The organism is Mesorhizobium sp. WSM4821 (genome assembly GCF_055901555.1).
Map to the genome: position 1 here is coordinate 1456180 of NZ_CM148371.1, position 23237 is coordinate 1479416.

24 protein-coding genes and 1 pseudogene are annotated in these 23237 nt (G+C 63.0%); 19 read left to right on the plus strand and 6 right to left on the minus strand.

Annotated features, from left to right (window positions below; translation table 11 throughout):
* Window positions 1-93: 93 nt before the first annotated feature.
* Window positions 94-1290: a GGDEF domain-containing protein gene (locus AC0NID_RS06865; protein ID WP_473452085.1), complete on the plus strand. Its 1197-nt coding sequence runs from the start codon at window positions 94-96 to the stop codon at window positions 1288-1290.
* 75 nt (window positions 1291-1365) lie between these two features.
* Window positions 1366-2583, plus strand: a complete 1218-nt coding sequence (locus AC0NID_RS06870; protein WP_473452087.1) for a GGDEF domain-containing protein — start codon at window positions 1366-1368, stop codon at window positions 2581-2583.
* Here AC0NID_RS06870 and AC0NID_RS06875 read toward each other — a convergent pair.
* Window positions 2567-2920 carry a hypothetical protein gene (locus AC0NID_RS06875; protein ID WP_473452089.1) on the minus strand — a complete coding sequence of 118 codons (354 nt, stop codon included), beginning with the start codon at window positions 2918-2920 and terminating at the stop codon, window positions 2567-2569. The two genes, AC0NID_RS06870 and AC0NID_RS06875, sit on opposite strands and share 17 nt — an antisense overlap.
* A gap of 243 nt (window positions 2921-3163) precedes the next feature.
* On the opposite strand from AC0NID_RS06875, the gene AC0NID_RS06880 reads away from it, so the two are divergent.
* The 6 genes from AC0NID_RS06880 (at window position 3164) to AC0NID_RS06905 (ending at window position 8052) form a co-directional block, all read left to right on the plus strand.
* Window positions 3164-3517 carry a hypothetical protein gene (locus tag AC0NID_RS06880; RefSeq protein WP_473452091.1) on the plus strand — a complete coding sequence of 118 codons (354 nt, stop codon included), beginning with the start codon at window positions 3164-3166 and terminating at the stop codon, window positions 3515-3517.
* A 232-nt stretch (window positions 3518-3749) separates the two neighbouring features.
* Entirely contained in the window at window positions 3750-4169 is a 420-nt protein-coding gene (sdhC, locus tag AC0NID_RS06885) for a succinate dehydrogenase, cytochrome b556 subunit (RefSeq protein WP_473452093.1), read from the plus strand.
* Between the two features lies 1 nt (window position 4170).
* Window positions 4171-4566 (plus strand): succinate dehydrogenase, hydrophobic membrane anchor protein, encoded by a 396-nt coding sequence (gene sdhD, locus AC0NID_RS06890; protein ID WP_473452094.1) that lies wholly within the window; start codon window positions 4171-4173, stop codon window positions 4564-4566.
* A gap of 4 nt (window positions 4567-4570) precedes the next feature.
* A complete protein-coding gene (gene sdhA, locus AC0NID_RS06895) occupies window positions 4571-6409 on the plus strand; it encodes a succinate dehydrogenase flavoprotein subunit (protein WP_473452096.1) in 1839 nt (612 codons plus the stop codon).
* A 118-nt stretch (window positions 6410-6527) separates the two neighbouring features.
* On the plus strand, window positions 6528-7307 hold the full coding sequence (locus AC0NID_RS06900; protein ID WP_473452098.1) for a succinate dehydrogenase iron-sulfur subunit: 780 nt from the start codon (window positions 6528-6530) through the stop codon (window positions 7305-7307).
* Window positions 7308-7413: 106 nt separating this feature from the next.
* Window positions 7414-8052: a YceH family protein gene (locus AC0NID_RS06905; protein WP_473452100.1), complete on the plus strand. Its 639-nt coding sequence runs from the start codon at window positions 7414-7416 to the stop codon at window positions 8050-8052.
* Window positions 8053-8149: 97 nt separating this feature from the next.
* Here AC0NID_RS06905 and AC0NID_RS06910 read toward each other — a convergent pair whose 3' ends face one another.
* The gene (locus tag AC0NID_RS06910) at window positions 8150-8575 is read right to left on the minus strand and encodes an OsmC family protein (protein ID WP_473452102.1); all 426 of its coding nucleotides are present in this window, start codon (window positions 8573-8575) and stop codon (window positions 8150-8152) included.
* 189 nt (window positions 8576-8764) lie between these two features.
* Here AC0NID_RS06910 and AC0NID_RS06915 point away from each other — a divergent pair, with 189 nt between their 5' ends.
* From AC0NID_RS06915 to AC0NID_RS06925, 3 genes and pseudogenes are all read left to right on the plus strand, one after another.
* Window positions 8765-8983 carry a hypothetical protein gene (locus AC0NID_RS06915; RefSeq protein WP_473452103.1) on the plus strand — a complete coding sequence of 73 codons (219 nt, stop codon included), beginning with the start codon at window positions 8765-8767 and terminating at the stop codon, window positions 8981-8983.
* A gap of 2 nt (window positions 8984-8985) precedes the next feature.
* Window positions 8986-9341 (plus strand): annotated as a pseudogene (locus tag AC0NID_RS06920) (YciI family protein).
* A gap of 118 nt (window positions 9342-9459) precedes the next feature.
* The gene (locus AC0NID_RS06925; RefSeq protein ID WP_473452105.1) at window positions 9460-9987 is read left to right on the plus strand and encodes a hypothetical protein; all 528 of its coding nucleotides are present in this window, start codon (window positions 9460-9462) and stop codon (window positions 9985-9987) included.
* A 98-nt stretch (window positions 9988-10085) separates the two neighbouring features.
* Here the strand turns inward: AC0NID_RS06925 and AC0NID_RS06930 are convergent, their stop codons facing one another.
* Window positions 10086-11348, minus strand: coding sequence for a ubiquinone biosynthesis hydroxylase (locus tag AC0NID_RS06930; protein WP_473452106.1), 1263 nt, complete (start codon window positions 11346-11348; stop codon window positions 10086-10088).
* Between the two features lie 80 nt (window positions 11349-11428).
* Here AC0NID_RS06930 and tesB point away from each other — a divergent pair, with 80 nt between their 5' ends.
* From tesB to AC0NID_RS06960, 6 genes are all read left to right on the plus strand, one after another.
* On the plus strand, window positions 11429-12304 hold the full coding sequence (tesB, locus tag AC0NID_RS06935) for an acyl-CoA thioesterase II (RefSeq protein ID WP_473452108.1): 876 nt from the start codon (window positions 11429-11431) through the stop codon (window positions 12302-12304).
* Window positions 12305-12524: 220 nt separating this feature from the next.
* Window positions 12525-12863, plus strand: a complete 339-nt coding sequence (locus AC0NID_RS06940) for a P-II family nitrogen regulator (protein WP_023800571.1) — start codon at window positions 12525-12527, stop codon at window positions 12861-12863.
* Between the two features lie 31 nt (window positions 12864-12894).
* The gene (locus AC0NID_RS06945) at window positions 12895-14325 is read left to right on the plus strand and encodes an ammonium transporter (protein ID WP_473452112.1); all 1431 of its coding nucleotides are present in this window, start codon (window positions 12895-12897) and stop codon (window positions 14323-14325) included.
* 452 nt (window positions 14326-14777) lie between these two features.
* The gene (locus AC0NID_RS06950) at window positions 14778-17405 is read left to right on the plus strand and encodes an FtsK/SpoIIIE family DNA translocase (protein ID WP_473452114.1); all 2628 of its coding nucleotides are present in this window, start codon (window positions 14778-14780) and stop codon (window positions 17403-17405) included.
* Window positions 17406-17573: 168 nt separating this feature from the next.
* Window positions 17574-18257: an outer membrane lipoprotein carrier protein LolA gene (locus AC0NID_RS06955; protein ID WP_473452116.1), complete on the plus strand. Its 684-nt coding sequence runs from the start codon at window positions 17574-17576 to the stop codon at window positions 18255-18257.
* Window positions 18258-18609: 352 nt separating this feature from the next.
* Window positions 18610-19416: an exodeoxyribonuclease III gene (locus AC0NID_RS06960; protein ID WP_473452118.1), complete on the plus strand. Its 807-nt coding sequence runs from the start codon at window positions 18610-18612 to the stop codon at window positions 19414-19416.
* Between the two features lie 231 nt (window positions 19417-19647).
* Here the strand turns inward: AC0NID_RS06960 and AC0NID_RS06965 are convergent, their stop codons facing one another.
* Complete coding sequence (locus AC0NID_RS06965) at window positions 19648-20103, minus strand: cyclic nucleotide-binding domain-containing protein (RefSeq protein ID WP_473452120.1); 456 nt, start codon at window positions 20101-20103, stop codon at window positions 19648-19650.
* Between the two features lie 319 nt (window positions 20104-20422).
* On the minus strand, window positions 20423-21106 hold the full coding sequence (locus tag AC0NID_RS06970) for a response regulator transcription factor (RefSeq protein ID WP_473452122.1): 684 nt from the start codon (window positions 21104-21106) through the stop codon (window positions 20423-20425).
* Between the two features lie 147 nt (window positions 21107-21253).
* On the opposite strand from AC0NID_RS06970, the gene AC0NID_RS06975 reads away from it, so the two are divergent.
* The gene (locus tag AC0NID_RS06975; RefSeq protein WP_473452124.1) at window positions 21254-21787 is read left to right on the plus strand and encodes a L,D-transpeptidase family protein; all 534 of its coding nucleotides are present in this window, start codon (window positions 21254-21256) and stop codon (window positions 21785-21787) included.
* A gap of 106 nt (window positions 21788-21893) precedes the next feature.
* On the opposite strand, the gene AC0NID_RS06980 is transcribed toward AC0NID_RS06975, so the two are convergent.
* Window positions 21894-22148, minus strand: coding sequence for a hypothetical protein (locus AC0NID_RS06980; protein WP_473452125.1), 255 nt, complete (start codon window positions 22146-22148; stop codon window positions 21894-21896).
* Between the two features lie 164 nt (window positions 22149-22312).
* Between AC0NID_RS06980 and gcvA the strand changes: the two genes are divergently transcribed.
* A complete protein-coding gene (gcvA, locus tag AC0NID_RS06985; RefSeq protein ID WP_473452127.1) occupies window positions 22313-23233 on the plus strand; it encodes a transcriptional regulator GcvA in 921 nt (306 codons plus the stop codon).
* Window positions 23234-23237 lie beyond the last annotated feature (4 nt).

Here is a 23237-nt window from a genome sequence, read left to right on the forward strand (position 1 = left end):
AGCAGTTTCATATGCGATCTTCCGCTCTTGCTTAACCGCTTGTTTGGTCTTCCGCTCTAAGGTCTTCCCTAAGCGAGGGGAAGTCACAGTCCTTTGGACACTGGTCTGCTGATAGGGTTGCTCAATCCGACGATCGCACTTGCGCTCGGCGCGGTGTTTCTCGTGCTGTGGTTCTATCAACGTCATCGCCCCTATCTGTCCGTGCTGGCCGCCAGCTACTGGCTATCGGCGGCCGGTTTCCTGCTGCAGCACTTCACCCTGCCCGTCGGCATGGCGCCAACAAAACTGATCTCCAACATATGCTTCACCATTGCCGCCTGTGGTCTCGCGAGCGCGATCGTGACGCGCTATGGGCGGCGCGTGCCCTTTGTCGCGATCGGCGTTCTGGCGGCCGGCGGTCTGGCCGCTTTCGGTTGGTTCATGTTCGTCCAGCCCGATCTCACCTGGCGCGTCCTGGTAATGAACTTTGCTTTCGGCGGCATAAGCCTGGTCGTCGCCGCCGAACTGCGCGTCGTGCGCGACAGAGGCCCGACGGAAATGATCCTGTTCGTGCTGTCGCTGCTTTCCGGGCTGAACTTCTTCGTGCGTACGCTCGCCGTCGTCATCGCGCACGGACCTTACCAAGGCTATGATGGGTTCTATGCCTCGTCCTACTGGACGACGGCGCTGCTGTCGCATGCGCTGCTGTCGCTGCTCATCGCGCTTTGCCTGTTCTGCGCGGCTGCGCTCGACGTGATGAAAGCGCTGAAGGCCGAGGCATACACCGACCCTCTGTCGGGCCTGCTCAACCGCCGCGGCTTCGAGGAGCGCGCGACGCTTCTCCTGCAGCACTGCGCTACCGCCAAGCTGCCGGTCGCGCTGGTGCTCGCCGACCTCGATCACTTCAAGGCGCTCAACGATCTGCACGGGCATGCGGCGGGCGATCGCGTGATCGCCGACTTCGCCGCCAAGCTTCGATCGGCTGTCGGCAGCAGCGGCGTCGCAGGGCGCATCGGCGGCGAGGAGTTCGCCGTGCTTTTGCCGCTGAGCGACCTTGGGGCGGCAAGGCTGTTCGCCGAAACCATCCGCATGCTCTATTCGGCGGGCAGCGTCGACGGGCTTCCACACGATGCAAGAGTGACAGCGAGCTTCGGCGTGGCGGCCCGCACCGGCGAGGAGGGGCTGGAGCCGCTGATGCGCCGCGCCGACGAGGCGCTTTACAAGGCCAAGAGAAACGGTCGCGACAGCGTTCACCTGTCCTACGAACGGTCGGAAACGGTGTTCGTTCTGGAACCGCTCAAAGCCGGCTGATCTTCCATGCCTGGGTCACGTTAACGTCTTTTTCGCCCGTCCGTGATTTGCTGTCGCAGGGATTGCGAAAACCACATGGGCGGCGCAGAATTCATCCTGGCAATCAACCTGCTCGTAGCCGGCCTGCTGGCGGCAGCCTTCATGACTGTCTCGTTCTACGATGTGGGACGCGCGTCGGCTCGCTGGCTGGTCTTCGGTTATCTGCTCGGGATGGCCTATTTCGCCATCGAGTTCGCCGTTCCGGTCTTCGACAATCCGCGACCCGCGGTCGTCACGGGCTTCGCCGTTTTCCTCGGCGCCACAATCGCCTTCAATGGCGGGCTTGCGCGTAAATACGGTGTGGCGCCACCCTGGGGGCCGATGCTCGTCTTCCTGTTTGCGGCCACCGCGGCCGTGTATTTCGTGCAGGATCTGCCACGCGAAGCGCTTGCCCGCATGATGGCTTACCAGCTTCCCTATGCCGCCATGCAGTTCGTCGGCGTCGCCATCGTCGGGTCGTCCAGGCAAAGACGCGACCGGCTCGACCATCTGCTGATGGCCGTTCTGGCGGCCAGCGCCCTGCAATTCGTGAGCAAGCCGTTCATCGCCCATGCGTTGGGTGGCTGGGGCGTCAATCCGCAGGCCTACCTGCAGAGCAACTACGCTTTGGTGTCGCAATCGCTCGGCACTGTCTTCGGCATGGCAATCGCGCTTCTTATACTGGTCATTCTGGTCCGTGACGTGCTCGCCGAGGTGACGTTGAAGTCGGAGACGGACACGCTTTCAAGGCTGCTCAACCGAGGCGGCTTCGAGCGTCACGCCGAGATCGCGATGCGTGACGCCGTGCGCAAGGGTATTCCGGTCGCCCTGGTCATCGCCGACCTCGATCATTTCAAGAGCATCAACGACAGTTTCGGACATGCATCCGGCGACCGGGTCATCGAGGCCTTTGCCGGCTTCCTGCGTGATGCGGCCGCCGACCATCACGTCGCCGGCCGCATCGGTGGCGAGGAATTCGCCATCATCCTGCCGGGAACCAACCTCGCCGCCGCGCGACTCTTTGCCGAAGGCGCGCGCAGCGCTTTCGGGGCCTTGCCGATAGACAGTCTGCCGGCGGAGCATCGTTGCACCGCCAGCTTCGGCGTTGCCGAGCTTCACCCGGCCGAAGGTTTCGCCGATCTGATGCGGCGTGCGGACGAGGCGCTGTACCAAGCGAAGGGCAGCGGACGCGATCGCGTGCGCATCTCCATGGGGTCGATCACCGTGCGGCAGGCGGGAGTGGCAATGCCGGGCAGAATCAGCGGCACGGGCTGAGTTCGGGCATCTCGCCGTCGGAAAGGCCGTACATATAGCTGCGGCCCTTTACGAAAACCGGCGGCCTGTAGCAGTCGCGGCTGCCGACATCGTCCGTCCCGTCTTCATAGATGATTTTGGGTTGGTCGGCGCCGACGTAGGCGGACAATTCCTTGGCCAATTTGCCCTCGCCGACGAGGATGCGCTTGTAGCCGGCGGTGCTTTCTATGACGAGATTGCCGAAGGAATCGGCGTAGACACGGTCGCGCGTCGCGGCGCGTACCGGTGCCGCCAAGCCGATGACCGCTGCCACCAGGACGAGCGCCGGGAGGCGCGGTCTGCTTGAATTCGAACGCATGGCGTCCTCCATTGTCGGAGGCGAACCTCCTCGAATCAGAAATTAACCTTTTATTAACCTTTGTTAAGAGGCTAGCCTCGCTGGCTGCTGGATCTCGACAAACATGGTTAATATCCGGCGGCTCGGACGGCCACGGCCATCTTTCGGCCATGCTTGCCCGCACCATCGCGGCCGGGGGCGAGCGCGACGTCGGGTGATCTCGGCCAAGCACCGCAGCCGGGTTGATGCGTAGGGAGACTGAATATGGCGTTACGCCGGACGTTTCGGGTGACGCTTGCCCTTTTGCCATTGCTGACCACTGCAGCCTGTGTGTCGCAGACCAAGGGCGGAAATCCGGCCGCTGCCGCCACCACCGATTCGACGGCACCGCAGCCGCGCACCGCGACCTACAATTGCGCCGATGGCGGCACGATGACCATCGAAAATCTCGGTACGTCGGTACGGGTGCTTGGTCCTGACGGCGTCAGCCAGGATCTGCCGGCTTCGCCCGCAAATCAAAATAGCCGCTTCGGCGAGGCGCATGACGCAATCGTGATCGACGGCCGCGACGCGCTGGTGATGAAGGGTGGCGCCACGCCGCTGACCTGCACCCGCTGATTCGGTCAGCGGACAGGACCCCGTATACCGCACTGCAGCGACGATGTGCCTGGCTAATCGATTGAAGCCGAAATTCCCTTCTTTCTTCAGACTAAATTACGTTTCCAAAACGATTTTCCGGCTTTGACGCGGTGCAAAAAGAGCATTAAAAACCGGCTGTCCGAAGTCGCATCCGGAAGCGGTCATGCCGCATTTCCACCTGGGGCTCCAGAGACGCCGAACTGGGGGAGCCATGAGCAAATCACCAGCAACCCGCGAATTTGCCAGACGCGAACGGCCGCTCTCGCCGCATCTGACCGTTTATCGACCGCAGATCACGATGACGATGTCGATCATCCATCGCATCACCGGCGGGGCGCTCTATTTCGGCACCCTGTTGGTCGCCCTGTGGTTGATGGCGGCGGCGAGCTCGCAATCCGTTTTCGATGCCGTCAACTGGGCCTTCGGCTCGTGGCTGGGGCGGCTGGTGCTGTTCGGCTACACCTGGGCGCTGATGCACCACATGCTGGGCGGTGTGCGCCATCTGATCTGGGACACCGGGACAGGTCTTGAAAAGCAGACTGCCTCGAGGATCGCCTGGGCGACGCTGGCCGGTTCGGTTGTGCTGACGCTGCTGATCTGGATCGCCGGATACATGGCGCGGGGAGCCTGAGATGAGCGCCAACAACACCGACATGCGCACGCCGCTGGCGAAGGTCCGCGGCCTCGGCTCCGCCCGCGAGGGCACGGAGCATTTCTGGCGCCAGCGCCTGACGGCGATCGCCAACATCCCGCTGATCCTGTTCTTCGTCGGCTTTCTGATTGCGCTCAACGGCGCCGGCTATGCGGAGGTGCGCGCCGCACTTGCCAATCCGTTCGTGGCCCTGGTGCTGGCTCTGGTGCTCCTGTCCGGGCTTTATCACATGCGGCTCGGCATGCAGGCGATCATCGAGGACTATGTGCATGGTGAGGGCACGAGGCTGGCATTGCTCGCCCTCAATACATTCTTTCCCATAGTGGTCGGCGTCGCCTCGATCTTCGCCCTGCTCAAACTGGCATTTGGAGGCTGACGTTTTGGCCAAGGACGCGAAAAACGCCGACACGGCTTCCGCCTACACCTATGTCGACCACAAATTCGACGTGGTCGCCATCGGCGCCGGCGGCGCCGGCCTGCGCGCCACGCTCGGCATGGCCGAGCAGGGCCTGCGCACCGCCTGCATCACCAAGGTTTTCCCGACGCGGTCGCACACGGTGGCGGCGCAGGGCGGCATCGCCGCTTCGCTCGCCAACATGGGCCCCGACAACTGGCAGTGGCACCTCTTCGACACGGTCAAGGGTTCGGATTGGCTCGGTGACACCGACGCGCAAGAATACATGGTGCGAGAGGCGCCGGCGGCGGTCTACGAGCTTGAACATTACGGCGTTCCCTTCAGCCGCACCGAGGACGGGAAAATCTATCAACGTCCGTTCGGCGGCATGATGATGAATTTCGGCGAGGGGCCACCGGTGCAGCGCACCTGCGCCGCCGCCGACCGCACCGGCCACGCCATGCTGCACACGCTCTACGGCCAGTCGCTGAAGCACAATGCGCAGTTCTTCATCGAGTATTTCGCGCTCGACCTGATCATGGAGCCGGACGGCACCTGCACCGGCGTCGTCGCCTGGAACCTCGACGACGGCACCATCCACCGTTTTTCGGCCAAGATGGTGGTGCTGGCGACCGGGGGCTATGGTCGCGCCTATTTCTCGGCCACCTCGGCGCACACCTGCACCGGCGACGGCGGCGGCATGGCGGCGCGTGCCGGGCTGGCGCTGCAGGACATGGAATTCGTGCAGTTCCATCCGACCGGCATCTACGGCGCCGGCTGCCTGATCACCGAGGGCGCGCGCGGCGAAGGCGGCTATCTCGTCAATTCCGAGGGCGAACGCTTCATGGAGCGCTACGCGCCGTCGGCCAAGGACCTTGCCTCGCGCGATGTGGTCTCGCGCTGCATGACGCTGGAAATCCGCGAAGGGCGTGGCGTCGGACCGAAGAAGGACCATATTTTTCTCCACCTCGACCACCTTGATCCGGCGGTGCTGCATGAGAGGCTGCCGGGCATTTCGGAATCGGCAAAAATCTTTGCCGGCGTCGACCTGACCAAGGAGCCGATCCCGGTGCTGCCGACGGTCCATTACAATATGGGCGGCGTGCCGACCAATTACTGGGGCGAGGTGCTCAACCCGACCGCCTTGAACCCGGACCAGGTGTCGCCCGGACTTATGGCGGTCGGCGAAGCCGGCTGCGCCTCCGTCCATGGCGCCAACCGGCTGGGCTCGAACTCGCTGATCGATCTGGTGGTGTTCGGTCGCGCGGCGGCGATCAGGGCCGGCCAGGTGATCGACCGCAACGCCGCGATCCCGTCGCCCAACAAAGCCTCGGTCGAAAAGATCATGGATCGCTTCGACCGGCTGCGCCACGCCAACGGCTCAACGCCGACAGCCGTGCTGCGTGAGAAGATGCAGAAGGCGATGCAGGAGGATGCGGCGGTGTTCCGCACGCAGGAATCGCTGGAAAGCGGCTGCAAGCGCGTTTCGCAGATCTGGGGCGAACTCAAGGACGTTAAAGTGTTCGACCGCTCGATGATCTGGAACTCAGACCTGGTCGAGACGCTGGAACTGGAAAACCTGATGGCCAACGCCATCACCACCGTCCATGGCGCCGAGGCGCGCAAGGAGAGCCGTGGCGCGCACGCGCGGGAGGATTTCTCGGCGCGCGACGACGCGAACTGGCGCAAGCATACGCTGGCCCGGCTCAGCGAGGCCGGCGAGGTGACGCTGACCTACCGGCCGGTGCACACCGAAACGCTGATCAAGGAAGCAGACGGCGGCATCAACCCGGCCAAGATCGCGCCGAAGGCCAGGGTGTACTAGCGATGGCGGCTATCATCCGCGCGCAAGCACTGAAGCTCGACCTTGTCGACGCGAGGATCGCGGCCGTGAACGGGATCTGGTCAGGGCTGAAGCTCGTCATCCGAAAGGACCTGAGGTAATGGTCGAACTCACGCTTCCCAAAAATTCGAAGATCATGCAGGGCAAAACCTGGCCGAAGCCGGAGGGTGCGACGAATCTGCGGGAATATCGCATCTACCGCTGGTCGCCGGACGATGACGAGAACCCGCGCATGGACACCTATTTCGTCGACATGGACGATTGCGGGCCGATGGTGCTCGACGCGCTGCTCTGGATCAAGAACAAGATCGACCCGACGCTGACCTTGCGCCGCTCCTGCCGCGAGGGCATTTGCGGCTCCTGCGCCATGAATATCGACGGGTCCAACACGCTCGCCTGCACCAAGGGCTGCGACGACATTTCCGGCGCGATCAAGGTCTATCCGCTGCCGCACATGCCGGTGGTCAAGGACCTGGTTCCCGATCTCACCAATTTCTACGCCCAGCACGCCTCGATCGAGCCGTGGCTGAAGACGGTATCGCCAGAGCCGGCCAAGGAATGGCTGCAGAGCCACGAGGACCGCGAAAAACTCGACGGGCTTTATGAATGCATCTTGTGCGCCTGCTGCTCAACCTCCTGCCCGAGCTACTGGTGGAACGGCGACCGTTATCTCGGCCCGGCGACGCTTCTGCAGGCCTATCGCTGGCTGATCGACTCCAGGGACGAGACCAAGGGCGAACGGCTCGACAATCTCGAAGACCCGTTCCGGCTCTATCGCTGCCACACCATCATGAACTGCGCCCAAACCTGCCCCAAGGGGCTCAACCCGGCCAAGGCGATCGCCGAGATCAAGAAGATGATGGTGGAGCGGCGGGTATAGCGGGAACGGCGAGAATGCCTCGTCTGTTGCGATCCTTCCCACCCCCCTCTGTCCTGCCGGACAGAGGGGGTGCTGTCCCTCCGGCCCCAGAAGGATAGCCAATCAAATGACTGACACCGAATTGCCGTTCCTCTCCGCCATCGAAGCCCGCGTGCTCGGCTGCCTGATCGAGAAGAAGGAGTTGACGCCGGACGTCTATCCTCTGACGCTCAATGGCGCGCATCAAGCCGCGAACCAGAAGACGGCGCGCGAGCCGGTGATGTCGGTCGAGCTTGCCGAGGTAAGACGAGCGCTTGGCCAGCTCGAGCACAAGGGCCTGGTCAGGCAGGTCTTTGCCTCGCGCGTCGAACGGTACGAGCATATCGTCGCGCAGCGCTTTTCGCTGACCTCGGCGCAATTCGTGCTACTTGGCCTGCTGTTGCTGCGCGGCCCGCAGACGGCTCATGAATTGCTGGCGCGAAGCGAACGCATGGCGCGCTTCCCGTCCATCGATGAGCTTCGCGGCAATCTCGACCTGTTGATCGGCCGCAAGCCGCCGCTCGTTCAGCAGATCGATCGCGGTCCCGGCCAGCGTGAGGACCGCTATGCGCATCTGCTGTGCGGGCCTGTGGAGCTGTCCGCGTCCCCGGCGCCATGGCAACCGTCCCAGCCGGCGTCGGGTCTCGAAGAGCGTGTGCGGGCGCTTGAGGAAGAGGTCGCGGCACTGCGTGCCCGCATCGACGCGCTCGCTGGCCAAGGTCGATAACGGGGCGCGGCGGCCAAGTTGCCAATCCCCACTCATGGGGGAGATGCCCGGCAGGGCAGAGGGCGCGAAGGATCGCCCCCTCTCCGACGACCGGCTCTCAGCCGAGCCTGGCGTCGAGCGATACATTTATGGCGCCGAGCGCCTTCGACACCGGGCAGCCGGCCTTGGCCTTTTCGGCCAATTCCTTGAACTTGGCGGCGTCGATGCCCGGCACCTTGCCGACCACCGTCAGAGCGCTGCCGGTGATCCCCGTGCCGGGAACCAGCGTCACCACCGCCTTGACGTCGAGTTCGTCGGCGGGCGTGCCGTTCTCTGCCAGGAAGTGAGAGAATTGCATGGCAAAGCAGCCGGCATGCGCCGCCGCGATCAGTTCCTCGGGGTTGGTGCCGGACTTGCCGCTCTCATCCTCGAAGCGCGCCTTGAACGAATAGGGCGTGCCGTTCAGGGTCCCGCTCTGGGTGTCGAGCGTGCCCTTGCCCCCCTTCAGATCGCCTTTCCAGACGGCGTTTGCGGTGCGGTCCATGAATTCCTCCTTGATTGTCGAGCCGTGATCGGCGTCCGGTTGACTATAGCGCGCGCGAGTCCGAAGGCCACCCGTGCTTTCGCGTTGCCAACATCGCATCGGAATAAATGCGTGTGCAAAAATGTCGACTTCCATCTGCCTCGGCCGTCCTGCGGGCGGCCACGGATTTGTGGCCGGATGGAGGATCATATGAACGATCTGTTTTCTGCTCACTGGGGATACACCGGCAAGAAGGCCGGCGAACAAGAAGCCGACTGGTGGCATCGGCCATCCTCTGGGTTTGGCCGACTGCTTGCGGCCGTCGCCATCATCGGGGTGACGGTGTGCCTTCTCGATCTTGCGGTGGGCAAAGGACCGGCTGATACCACCGTCGCCGCGTCCTACGATTCAACCCAGGAATGGAGATAAAGATGAAATATGTTTGCCTGGTCTATGGCGAAGAAAAAGACCTTTACGCAATGACTTCCGAAAGATTGGCCAAGCTCGATGCGGATTCGTTGGCCTATGACAGGTCGGTGGAGCAAAGCGGCCGGCTGATCATCGCGCAGGCGCTGCAATCTGTGAAGACATCGAAAACCGTGCGCCGGCGCAAGGCAAGCGGCTGATCACCGATGGCCCTTTCGCCGAGACCAAGGAGCAATTGCTCGGCTTCGTGATGATCGAGGCCGGGGATCTCGACGAGGCGCTGGAGATCGCCGGCGGCATTCCACTGGCCGAAATCGGTACGATCGAGGTCAGGGCGATCTATGACGTGCCGGGATCCTAGAGATTGTTCCGTTTTGCGTCCGGCGGAATCAAATTTTCTTCGGCGGGCGCAGCTCTTGCGTGTTGAAGCAAGGCAATTCTTCTCCTATCGTCGCTGCGCGGTTGGGGGATTTTCGGGCGTGCATATACTGATTGCTGCGATTGGCCTGGTGGGAGCGGCGGCGTTCTGGTGGTACCGGCTGAAGATCATGAACGACGCGGCGCGTGAGGTTGCGGACGTCGTTGGCCGTGTCCAGGGCAATGTCCGCCGCAAGAGGCTGCGCAAGCAGGCGGCGCTCTCACCGCTGACGGCGATCGACGATCCGGTCGTGGCGGCCGCGACGCTGATCGTCGCCATTGTTTCCGAGAACGGTCCTGTCCTGCCGCAGCGCGAAGCCGCGATTCGGTTGGTGATTTCAGAGATTGCGGACGAAAAGAAGACCGATGAGGCGGTGGTTTATGCCAAATGGGCGGCGTCACAGATCGACGATGCCGCGATCGTCGTCGACAAGCTGGCGCCGTTCCTGCGCGAACGTCTCGATGTTGCTGAAAGAAACGATTTGCTGCAGATGGTGAACCGCGCAGCGCAGGCTGGTGAGCAACCCCTGAAAATATCCGACCAGCGCATGCTCAGGCTGCGGCAAAAACTCGGCTTCGAGGTCAACTAGGGTGCGCTGACATTCAGGTGATGCCGGCCTGCGAACGGCGACTTCCTGCGCTTCCGGCGCTCACGTCCCCTACAGCATTGGCTCGCCAGCTCAAGGGGTTAGATCGCCTCGCCCTTGAGCAGTTTCGGCGTGTCGCGGGACAGGCCGGAGGCCTGGCGGATGAAGAAATCCTTCAGCCGCGGCATGCGCTCGACAAGGCCGAGACCGACGTCGCGGACGGCGCGCAACGGGCCGATGTCGTTGGAAAACAGCCGGTTCAGGACATCGGTGGTTACGCCCATCTGCAGCGTGTCGAAGCGCCGCCACTGCTGATAGCGCTCGAGCACGTCGAGCGCGCCGACATCCTGGCCAAGCCGGTCGGCTTCGACAACCACTTCGGCCAATGCCGCCACATCCCTGAAGCCGAGATTGAGGCCCTGGCCGGCGATCGGGTGGATGCCGTGGGCGGCGTCACCGGCGAGCGCGATGCGCGGCGCCACAAAGGCGCGGGCCAGCGTCAGGCCGAGCGGCCATGCGCGCGGCCTGTCGACGACACGGATCTCGCCGAGCTTCAGACCAAAGCGCTGTTCCAGCTCATGCTCGAAGACGAGGTCGTCGCCGCCCACCAGTTTTTCGGCGTCGGCCGTCCGCTCTGTCCAGACGATCGAGGAGCGATTGGTCCCGTCCTTGTCCGGTTTGAGCGGCAGCGTGGCGAACGGACCGGCAGGGAGGAAATGTTCTTCGGCGCGGCCATTGTGCGGCCGTTCATGCGCCACGGTGCAGACGATGCCGGACTGGCCATATTCCCATTTCACCGTCTTGATGCCGGCCATGTCGCGCAGCTTCGAGTTGACGCCGTCGGCTGCGACCAGCAGCCGTGCCTTCAGGGCCGCGCCGTCGGTAAGATGCACGGTGATGCCGGCGCCGTTCACGTCGAAGGCGCTGACCGCGACGCCTTCGATGATGTCGATGCCGAGTTTTTCAGCGCGCCGGCGCAAGGCACCGCTCATATCCCTGTTGGCGACCATATGCGCAAAGGCTTCGCCGGGCGCGACCTCGCCATCGAAGGTGAGAAACACCGGGCGCACCGGGTCGGACGTGCGCGAATCGGTGACGATCATCTCGGTGATCGCCTGCGCCTCGGGCGCGATTTCGATCCAGACGCCGAGCTGGTCGAGCATGCGGCAAGCGGCAGCGGCAATGGCCGAGGCGCGGCCGTCCTTTTGCCAGACGCCGGCGGGCGCGGCGTCGACGACAGCGACCGCCAGGCTTGGCCGCGCCTGTTTCAGCGATACCGCGGCGGCAAGCCCGACATAGCCGGCGCCGGCGACCAGAACATCGAGCGAGGTTCGGTTTTTTGCATCCGCCTTACGGTCCACCATGGCAAATTCCTTTCCGGCCTTGACTGCCCGTCTTTCCTGTCGGAAACCGCCATAACATTTCTTCGGTGAGGGCGCGAAACATGACGGCGGCCATGGACGAGCTTCTCGGCATTCTCGACCTCGAGCAGCTGGAACACAACCTGTACCGTGGTCGCAGCCCAAAGCTCGACTGGCAGCGTATCTTCGGCGGCCAGACCATCGCCCAGGCGCTGGTCGCGGCCCAGCGAACGGTCGAGCCCGAACGCCACGTGCATTCGTTGCATGGCTATTTCATGCGGCCCGGCGACACCAAGGTGCCGATCATCTATGAGGTCGACCGCATCCGCGACGGCGGCTCCTTCACCACGCGCCGTGTCGTCGCGATCCAGCACGGCCATGCGATCTTTTCGCTGGAAGCCTCGTTCCAGCAGGATGAAGTCGGTCTCGAACATCAGGTGCCGATGCCGCAGGACGTGCCGGCGCCCGACACGCTGCTGTCGCAGCGCGAATTGATAGGCAAGTTCGGCGAGGCCGTGCCCGAAGGCATCAGGCGCTACTGGGAGCGTGACCGGCCGATCGAGATGAAACCGGTGATGCTGGAACATTATACCAGCCGGGAAAAGCTGGAGCCGAAGCAGAACATCTGGATCCGCACGACCGGCCCGGTTCCGGCCGATCGTGCCACGCAGGCGGCGGTGCTTGCCTATCTTTCCGACATGACGCTGCTCGATACGTCGACCTTTGCGCATGGCCGCGCCATTTTCGATAGCGACATCCAGGCGGCAAGCCTCGATCACGCCATGTGGTTCCACCGCAGCCATCCGCTCGACGATTGGATGCTCTACACGCAAGACAGCCCGTCGACGCAAGGATCGCGGGGGTTCACCCGCGGGTCGCTGTTTGCTCGCGACGGCACGCTGATCGCCTCGGTTGCCCAGGAAGGGCTGATCCGCCTGAAGCGGCTGCCTGCCGAGTAGGCAATTTTTAAAAAATGCCTATTTTTTAATCAAGAGCACTGCCGCGACAGTGAACAGCCGGCTGCTGAACAGCCCTCAACCTCTTTGTTTACAACAGGTTAATGAGCTGCTTCGGCAACTGGCACGGAGCTTGAATCCTAGCTGGCACTCTCCGGCTCTCATGGGGATCGGCGAAGTCGTGCAAACGCGGGGGACCCGCAACAGCAAAGGGTGAAACCTTATGAAAATCGTGATGGCAATCATCAAGCCGTTCAAGCTTGACGAGGTGCGCGAAGCGCTCACCGCAGTCGGCATCCAGGGCCTGACCGTCACCGAAGTCAAAGGCTACGGGCGTCAGAAGGGACACACGGAAATCTATCGCGGGGCGGAATACGCGGTCAGCTTCCTGCCGAAGATCAAGATCGAAGTCGCGGTCGGCCTGGACATGGTCGACAAGGCCGTCGAAGCCATCACTGCGGCGGCCAAGACAGGTCAGATCGGCGATGGCAAGATCTTCGTTTTCGGCATCGACCAGGCGGTGCGCATCCGCACCGGCGAAACAGACACCGACGCGCTTTGAGCTGCGGACACGTATTCCAATGGAGAGTTCAATGAATATTCCTTCTACTTTGAAGTCGGCGGCGCGCACCGCGCTGCTGGGCGCGTTTACGCTTGGAGCCCTGGGCACGATTGCCGCTTTCGCACAGGAAGCGGCGCCGGTCGCCGAAGCGGCAGCGCCAGCGGCGCCGACCTTTACCGTCGACAAGGGCGACACGACGTGGATGATGCTTTCCACCATTCTGGTGCTGTTGATGACCATTCCCGGCCTTGCCCTTTTCTACGGCGGCCTGGTTCGCGCCAAGAATATGCTGTCGGTGCTGATGCAGGTCTTCACCATCACCAGCGTGGTCATGATCGTCTGGGTTTTCTACGGCTACAGCCTTGCCTTCACCCCCGGCAATGCATTCATCGGTGGCCTTTCCAAGATGTTTCTCGCCGGCGTCGACGTGACGACGCTGTCGGAAACCTTCACCAAGGGCGTCGCCATTCCTGAACTGGTGTTCGTCATCTTCCAGATGACCTTCGCCTGCATCACGCCTGCCCTGATCGTCGGCGCCTTCGCCGAACGCATCAAGTTCTCCGCCGTGATCCTTTTCACCATCCTCTGGGTGACGTTCGTCTACTTCCCGATCGCGCACATGGTCTGGTTCTGGGGAGGCCCGAGTGCTTATGGCGACCCGTCCGGGCTCATCTTCGGCTTCGGTGCCGTCGACTTCGCCGGCGGCACGGTCGTTCACATCAATGCGGGCATCGCCGGCATCGTCGGCGCGCTCATGATCGGCAAGCGCATCGGCTACAACAAGGACATCATGGCGCCGCATTCGATGACGCTGACCATGGTCGGCGCTTCGCTGCTGTGGGTCGGCTGGTTCGGCTTCAACGCCGGTTCGAACCTCGAAGCCAATGCCTATGCGGTGCTGGCGATGATCAACACCTTCGTCGCCACAGCGGCGGCGGCAGTGACCTGGATCGTGCTTGAAACGCTGCTGCGCGGCAAAGCGTCCATGCTTGGCGCGGTTTCGGGCGCTGTTACCGGCCTTGTCGCCGTCACGCCCGCTGCCGGCTTTGCCGGACCGATGGGCGCCATCGTGCTCGGCATCGTCGCTACCTGTGGCTGCTACTTCTTCGTCTCAGTCGTGAAGAACAAGTTCGGCTATGACGACAGCCTCGATGTTTTCGGCATTCACTGCATCGGCGGCATCATCGGCGCGCTCGGCACCGGCATCCTGGTCAATCCCGCTCTTGGCGGCGCTGGCATCGTCGATTATTCGACGGCCGACTTCGCCGCCGGCTATGCCGGCACGGCTACCCAGTTGTGGTCGCAGTTCAAGGGTGTCCTGGTAACCGTCCTGTGGTCGGGTATCGGCAGCGCCATCCTCTACAAGATCGTCGATATGATCGTAGGCCTGCGTCCGACAGCCGATGCAGAGCGTGAAGGGCTCGACCTCACCTCGCATGGCGAAGCGGCCTATCATCCGTAGTCGTGTGCGGGGCGGCCTTGGCTGCCCCGCATCGTCCCATCCCGTCGCGACGCTCCCGAAAGGGGCTCGCGCCCTGAGGCCCGGACATGCACCGGGCCTCTTTTTTGTTGTGCGCCGCCGCGCCGCCGGAGGCCGAGTTCCGCGCGAACGTGCAGGCGCTCGGCGGCGCCAACTAGTGCGAAAATGCGTCAATTAAAGTGTTGGAGCGGCTTTGGGCGTCCAAAAGGACGCGCGCTCAAAGGATCTGGCGATCAGCCTGAGGCTTGATCGACCAGCTGACCCAAACGATGGCGGGTCAGCGTGCCCGCCATTTTTGTGGCCGCTTTTCACCCAGACGTGCCGGCATGCACCCATGGTTAATGCGGCCTTAACCTTCCCGCCGATAGTCTGGTGCCCGAATCCGCCGCGTTGCGCGCACGCGTCCGGCCGGGCAACGACAGACGGGGAAGAGCATGCGTTCAGGGGCTTCAGCACCGCTCGCGCTGGCCGATACGGGGCACGGCATCCAGGCGTTCGCGCGGCGTCAGGTCGGCCGACTGGTTGGCGCCGGGCTGTTTGCGCTGGTCGCCTTCGGTGTCGCCAGCCTGGCTACCTGGAACGTCGCCGACCCGAGCTTCTCGCACGCCACCGGCAACATCGTCACCAACGCCATGGGCTATGCGGGCGCTGTCTTTTCCGACCTTGCCATGCAGTTCTTCGGCCTCGCCGCCGTCGCGGCGCTGGTGCCGGCGGTGATCTGGGGATTTCTGCTGTTTTCGGCGCGCGGCGTGGACAGGCTGCCGAAGCGCGGGCTCGCCTGGTTCGGCTACGCGGTGCTTGCCGCGGCCATCGCCGGCTGCGTGGTGCCGCCTCCGACCTGGCCGCTGCCGACCGGACTCGGCGGCGTGTTCGGCGACATGGTGCTCAAGATTCCCGGTCTCGTCGTCGGCGGCTATCCGACCGGTCTCATCGCCAGCGTGCTTGCCGTGCTTCTGGCGGCGCCGGCGCTGTGGCTGTTTGCCCATGGCTCGGCGCTGATTGCACGCAAGAACGGCTTCGCCGTCGCGGAGCAGCCGGCCGAACCCGATCCCCGGGACCAGGACGACCTGCTTTTCGACAATGACGAGGACGAAGGCGACGAGGGCATTCTGGCGCTCGGAGCGATCACGCATTGGTGGCTGTCGTTGCGCGCCTATTTGCGCCGTCGTGCCGCGCGCCGCCAGGAGCGCGACGATTTCGAACCGGAGATGGAACCGCGCGCCAGCGCCTGGCGGCGCGCAGCCGAACGGGTCGAATCGGCCGAATACGCCGAAGCGCGGATGAGTGCCGATGGGCGCGCCCGCGTCGAGCCGGAATTCTTCGCCGCCATGGTCAACGACCGCAGTGCCTCGCTCGATCCCGACGACGCCGATGTCTTCGACGATGACGACGTGGATTTTGCGCCGGAGCCCGCAGGGCAGCATCGCGCCACGCCCAATGCCGCGACGCGCGTCGCGGCGCCGGCGCCCCGGCCCGTTCCGGGCGCCCGCGTCCAGCGCGAGGCGCAGACATCGCTGATCGGCTCCGAAAAATTCGAAATGCCGTCGCTGCATTTCCTGTCCGAACCGAAGAACGTCGTGCGCGACGCCAGCCTGTCCAAGGACGCGCTGGAGCAGAATGCCCGCCTGCTCGAAGGCGTGCTGGAGGATTTCGGCGTCAAGGGCGAGATCATCCATGTGCGCCCCGGCCCGGTCGTCACCCTCTACGAGCTGGAACCGGCGCCCGGCATCAAATCGTCGCGGGTCATCGGCCTGTCCGACGACATCGCGCGCTCGATGAGCGCGATCGCTTGCCGCGTCGCCGTGGTGCCTGGCCGCAACGCGATCGGCATCGAGCTGCCGAACGCCAAGCGCGAGACCGTCTATCTCAGGGAGATCATGGCCAGTCGCGATTTCGAGACCACCAAGGCCAAGCTGGCGCTGGCGCTGGGCAAGACCATCAACGGCGAGGCGGTTATCGTCGACATCGCCAAGATGCCGCACGTGCTGGTCGCCGGCACCACCGGTTCGGGCAAATCGGTCGCCATCAACACCATGATCCTGTCGCTGCTCTACAGGCTGACGCCGCAGGATTGCCGGCTGATCATGATCGACCCGAAAATGCTGGAGCTCTCGGTCTATGACGGCATCCCGCATCTGCTGACGCCTGTCGTCACCGATCCGAAGAAGGCGGTGGTGGCGCTGAAATGGACCGTGCGCGAGATGGAGGATCGCTATCGCAAGATGTCGAAGGTCGGCGTCCGCAACATCGACGGTTTCAACGCGCGCGTGCAGCAGGCGGAGAAGAAAGGCGAGAAAATCTCGCGCACCGTGCAGACCGGTTTCGACCGCCAGACCGGCGAGGCGATCTACGAGACCGAAAACCTCGATCTCGAGCCGATGCCCTACATTGTCGTCATCATCGACGAGATGGCCGACCTGATGATGGTCGCCGGCAAGGACATCGAAGGCGCCGTGCAGCGCCTGGCGCAAATGGCGCGCGCCGCCGGCATCCATGTCATCATGGCGACGCAGCGGCCGTCGGTCGATGTCATCACCGGTACGATCAAAGCCAATTTCCCGACCCGCATCTCCTTCCAGGTGACGTCGAAGATCGACAGCCGCACCATCCTGGGCGAGCAGGGCGCCGAACAGCTGCTCGGCATGGGCGACATGCTCTACATGGCCGGCGGCGGCCGCATCCAGCGCGTGCACGGTCCCTTCGTTTCCGACGACGAGGTCGAGAGGATCGTCGCGCATCTGAAGCTGCAGGGCGTGCCGGAATATCTCGACGCGATCACCGAGGATGAAGGCGAGGACGACGACGAGCCGTCGGGCAAGGGCGGTTCAGGCGGTGGCGGCGGTGGGAATTTCGAGGATTCCGACGATCCCTACGACCAGGCGGTTGCCGTGGTGCTGCGCGACGGCAAGGCCTCGACCAGCTACATCCAGCGCCGGCTCGGCATCGGTTACAACCGCGCCGCTTCGATCATCGAGAAGATGGAGAAGGAAGGCATTGTCGGTCCGGCAAACCACGCCGGAAAACGCGAGATCCTGGTGCCGACGGAGGAGGACAAATTCTGACCCGGCCGGGAAGCACCGCCAGGCCTGCCCGGGGCTGCAACGTCGGTGGGCAACTTTGAACCTTTTGGCGCGTTGCTGCGACTGAGCGCTGTCCGGGCCGCCAAACTTAAGCCCAACTGGGGGGCCAAGGGACTGCGACACTATATGAACCAGATGAGAGTGACCGGTATGAAAAACTCTTCCTTTGACCCGATCAGCGATTTTGCCCCGACCCGCCGCCAGATGCTTGGCCTCGGCGTGGTCCTTGCCGGCGCGGCAGCCATCAATGTCGTTCCCGGCGTCCAGTTGCTGGCGTCGGCGCAAGCAGCGGTGCCGCCAGCGGCGCAGAAGATCGCCGACCATTTCTCCTCGGTCAAATCGATGACCGGCGAGTTCGTGCAGTTTGGACCCAAGGGCGAGCAGACCGGCGGCAAGTTCTTTCTGGAACGGCCGGGCAAGATCCGCTTCAACTATGACGGGGCGTCGAATTTCAGGGTGATTTCCGACGGCAAGTCGGTGGTGATCCTCAACAAGAGGCTGAAAACGTCCGATCTGTATCCGTTGTCGAAGACGCCGCTGAAGCTGCTGCTCGACAACAGGATCGACCTCTCCGGCGGCCGCGTCAGAAGCGTCAAGGAAGAGAACGACCTGACCACCATCCAGCTTGCCGACAAGTCGGTGTTCGGCAATTCGAGGATCACGATGATGTTCGATCCGAAATCCTACGAATTGCGCCAGTGGACCATCACCGACGCGCAAGGCAAGGACACCACGGTGATGATCTTCAACGTCAGGGAAGGCGTGCGTTTCTCCCCCGACACCTTTGCCATCGACTATACGGCCAATCGCGAGCTGAACACCAAATCGCGCTAGTGTCCGCTGTTTTCAGGTGAGGCCAGCCCGCGAATGGCTGATACCTGCGCTTCCGGCCTTCGCCGGCCGAAGCACTCATGAGCGGTCGTGGCAGTTAAGGCTACGGCCGGCGTAGGCCGGTGCTCACATACTTTAAGTTCGTTCCGCTCCGGTTCTCGGAATTCGCCATCCTCGACTCGGCCTGACCTGAACCTCGGCGAACCCTGGTGGCAGCCTGGACAGCGCTTCGAGCGCGGGCCGGCTTGTTTTTGCGGTGCGCGGCTGGCAGTTTCCGGGCCGACTCTTTCAAAAGGCGTCATCACCCGTCAGAGCCAGTCGGCTGTGCGGGTCTGCGCTGCTCTGGACCCGCTGCATGCCCTTTTCCGTCGCCACCTGGAACATCAATTCCGTCCGCCTGCGCATGCCGATCGTCGAACGTCTGCTAGTCGAACAGGCACCGGACGTGCTGTGCCTGCAGGAAACCAAAGTCCCGGACGAGCTGTTTCCGGAAAAGGCCTTCCGCAAGCTCGGTTACGAGCACATCGCCTTCCATGGTCAGAAGGGCTATCACGGCGTGGCGACGGTGGCACGTCGGCCGATCGAGATCGTCGAAAAGCGCCGCTTCTGCGAGATCGAGGACTGCCGGCATCTGTCGGTCACCATCCGCGCCGGCGGCAAGGCGATTCTGCTGCATAATTTCTACGTTCCGGCCGGCGGCGACGAGCCCGACCCCCTCATCAACCGCAAGTTCAAGCACAAGCTGGATTTCGTCGCAGAGATGAACGCCATTCGCGCAGAGCACGACGACGTGTCCGGTTCGATCCTGGTCGGCGACCTCAACATCGCGCCGCTCGAACATGATGTCTGGTCGCACAAGCAGCTCTTGAAGGTGGTCAGCCATACGCCGGTCGAGACGGAGAGTTTCGAGGCGATGCGGCTCGCCGGCGACTGGGTCGACCTGATGCGGCTCAACGTGCCTTATGAGCAGAAGCTCTATACTTGGTGGAGCTACCGCGCACAGGATTGGCAAGCGTCGGATCGCGGCCGGCGGCTCGACCATGTCTGGTCGTCGCCGAACCTGGTGCCGAGCTTTGCCGGCTATGAAATCCTGCAGCCGGCGCGCGGCTGGGAACGTCCGTCGGACCATGTGCCGGTGATCGCGCGGTTCGACCTGGCGTAGGTCGGACTGCAGTCTGTAGCGATCCTTCGCGCCTCCTCTGTCCGGCCGGACATCTCCCCCACTTGTGGGGAGATCGGCCGTCACCTTGGCTTTCGCCAATCTCGAACGCTGCAGAAGTGGGCGGAGCGTCCGAACTGCTAATCTCCCTCCTTGTGGGGGAGATGTCCGGCAGGACAGAGGGGGGCGCTGTCCCTCCGGCGCTTCAGAAGGTTCTGTACCACCTTTGCCCGCTCAGCCGTCGAAACGCGGCGCCAGCTTCTCGATGCGGCGGATCATCGCCTGGAAATCCTCGGAGATGCGCTGGTGCAGATGGACCGCGATATCGGGATATTCCTCCAGGATGCGGCGGAACATCTTGCGGCTGAGCCGCAGCACTTCCGAATCGACCGCGGCTGACGCGCTGGTCAGCCGGTTGGTGTCGGCGATCAGCGCCAGTTCGCTCAACATGGTACCGGGGCCGGCCGTGCCTAGCGGGACGCGGTCGCCATCCTGCTCGCGATAGAGCACGATGCGCCCGCTGACCACGATATAGGCGCAATCGGCCTCGTCGTCCTCGCGGTAAAGCTTGTGGTCGGCCTGCAGTTTGGTGGTTTCCGCGCCGAAGGCCAGCAAACGCAGCTGTTCCTGCGTGAAGCCCTCAAAGAGCCTCACGGTGGACAGGATGCGGATGTCGTCATCCAGCGCCATCTAGCTATGTCCCCGAACGGTCAGTCCAATCCCTCCCTTAGAGCGCCGCGCGTCTGGATGCGCAAAGGACACTCTAGAGCGGCGGACTTTCAAGTTAGCGTACCGCCGCTCTATCTTCTTGTTTGAGCATCGGATTTTCCCAAAACCGGTACCCACTTTCGGGCCCGATGCTCCAACACTTTGCATCGACGCATCGTGCTTTCCAAAAATCGAGTCCGATCTCTGGGCCGATGCGTCAGTTCGATCCAGAACCACCTCCAGTCTCAGGACCGCACCCGGAAGCGGTCCCGCCCCGACCGCTCATTGGATAATGAAAAGTTTAAGGAACCAGCTTGTAGCCGCCGCTTTCTGTCACAAGAATTTCCGCATTGGAAGGATCGCGCTCGATCTTCTGGCGCAGCCGGTAGACGTGGGTTTCCAGCGTGTGCGTGGTGACGCCGGAATTGTAGCCCCACACTTCCTCGAGCAGCACGTCGCGCGTCACTACCTTCTGGTCGGCGCGGTAGAGATATTTGATGATCGAGGCCTCCTTTTCGGTCAGCCGCACCTTGGCGCCGCGCTGGTCGATCAGAAGCTTCTGGCTGGGCTTGAAAGTGTAGGGGCCGACCGAAAAGGTGGCGTCTTCGCTCTGCTCATGCTGGCGAAGCTGCGCACGGATGCGGGCCAAGAGAACCGCGAAGCGGAACGGCTTGGTCACATAGTCGTTGGCGCCGGCTTCGAGGCCGAGAATCGTGTCCGAATCGGTGTCGTGTCCAGTCAGCATGATGATGGGCGACTTGTAGCCGCCCTTGCGCAGTATCTTCACCGCCTCCCGGCCGTCCATGTCGGGCAGGCCGACATCCATAATGAGCAGATCGACGAGGCCGCCGCGTGCCGCGGCGACGCCTTTGGCGGCGTTCGATTCCTGCAAGACGTCGAATTCGTCGTAGAGAGACAATTGTTCGACGAGCGTGCCGCGCAGGTCGTCATCGTCATCGACGATCAGAATGGTGCGTGAAGTCATGGATCAATCCGTTGTTTTGAAAAGAAAATTCAGTTGACCGCTACCTGTTTATGCGGAAGCTGACCGGCACAACAGCCGATCACAGTGATTTGTTCCGTGGCACGATCATACAAGAAAAAACGCGCGCGCAATGAGGCGAGCGCATTTTTGCGAAAAGGGCTTCGTGTGCTCACGGTGCGCGCCAGGCCCGGCCACGCCAGCCAGGGGCTCCTGCAGGTCGGCGGACTGGTGTTTTCATGTGCACTGGGACGCGGCGGCATATCGGCCGGCAAACGCGAAGGCGACGGTGCCACGCCGCTAGGTTCGATGCGGATCCTGTCGGGATATTTCCGGAACGATCATTTTTCCGGCGGCCGCAAAACCCGACTGGCGATGGCGCCGATCAGTCGCGATCTCGGCTGGTGCGAAGTGCCTGACGATCGCAACTACAACCGTCCGGTCAGGATTCCCTATGGCGCCAGCCACGAGCGGATGCGGCGCGCCGACCGGCTCTATGATGCCTGCCTGGTGCTCGACTGGAACATTTCGCCGCGCCGCCGCGGGCGCGGCAGCGCCATCTTCTTTCATCTCGCGCGTCCCGGCTTCACACCGACGCAAGGCTGCGTCGCGGTGACGGCACGCACGATGGCCCGGCTGTTGCCGCTGCTGTCGGATCGGACGGTGGTGAGGGTGGTGAGGTAGGGGAATAGGGGAGTAGGAAAAGCTAAGCGGCGCGTTCGCCCAATCCTACTGATACTTCTTACTTCCTTACCACCCTATTCCCCTACTGCCCTACTGCCTTACTGCCTTACTTTACTCCCCTAACCCGCTGCCAGCCGATGTCGAGCAGACCCAGCCGGCCGAGTTCCCGGTCCGTCGCACGCGCGACATCCTTCCGTTCGGCGCCGATGTCGCGCAATTGGCGATCCGACAGATCCTCGATATTTTTACACGGGAGCTCATGCGGGAGATTGAGCGCGATTTTCGCGTGGCGGAACCACTCGATTGCCTCCTGCAGCCAGACTGGCCCGGTGGTTCGAGACTTCAATACGATCTGAGACATGACGTGACCCCTTCTATCCAGACATCAAATCGGGTTTGATGGTTTGTCGATGATCCCATTATGCCGGATTGAAATTTAAGGGGGAAACGAGTAGTTTTTTCTCGATCATAAAGTTTTATTTGTGGATCGAAAGCGATGATCCTGCCAAGAATCATTCGGCGCTGATGGCCCGCCTGCTGCCCGGAACCCGTGCCTTGAGGACGCTGGAAGCAGCCGCCCGGCACCTCAATTTCACCCGCGCCGCCGATGAGCTCGGCCTGACGCCGGCCGCGGTCAGCCACCAGATCAAGGAAATCGAGGATCAGCTCGGGATCGTGCTGTTCACGCGCACCAGCCGCACCATTCGGCTGACGGAGGCGGGCGCGGTGCTGTTCGAGGCCGCGACCGACGCGCTGGACCTGCTCGGCCGTGCCGTTTCACGGGCGCACAAGACGGCGCGCGGAACGGCGCTGCTGAAAGTGACCCTCGATGCCCAGTTCGCGACAAAATGGCTGATGCGGCGCGTCGACGACTTTCGCAAGCATCAACCCGGTGTCGAGCTCCGCTTCGATATAACCTCCGAATTGCGCGATTTCGACCTGGACGACGTCGATGTCGGTATCCGCTTCGGCGCCGGAAAATATCCGGGCCTTTGCGCCGACCGGCTGTTCGACAACGTCATCATTCCTGTCTGCAGTCCAGCGTTACTGCGAGCGGGGCCGCCGCTGAAGGAGCCGCGCGACCTGTTCCATCACACGCTCGCCCATATCGAGTGGGCGCGACAGGGCGTGACGTGGCCGAACTGGCGGATGTGGATGGCGGCGGCCGGCATCGACGATTTCGACGACAGCCGAACGCTCGTCTTCAGCACATCTTCGGATGTCGTTCAGGCTGCGCTCGACGGCCATGCCGTCGCGCTCGCCGATTTCGCCATGGTGGCAAACGATCTTTCCGAGGGCCGGCTGATACGGCCCTTCGAGCTTGGCATCAAGGTCGCTCCGGAATTCGCCTACTTTCTGGTCTATCCCAAGAACGTCGCCGACGAGCCTCGCATCGTCGCCTTTCGCGAATGGCTTCTCGACGAAGTGGCAAAGACGCCGACGTGACCGC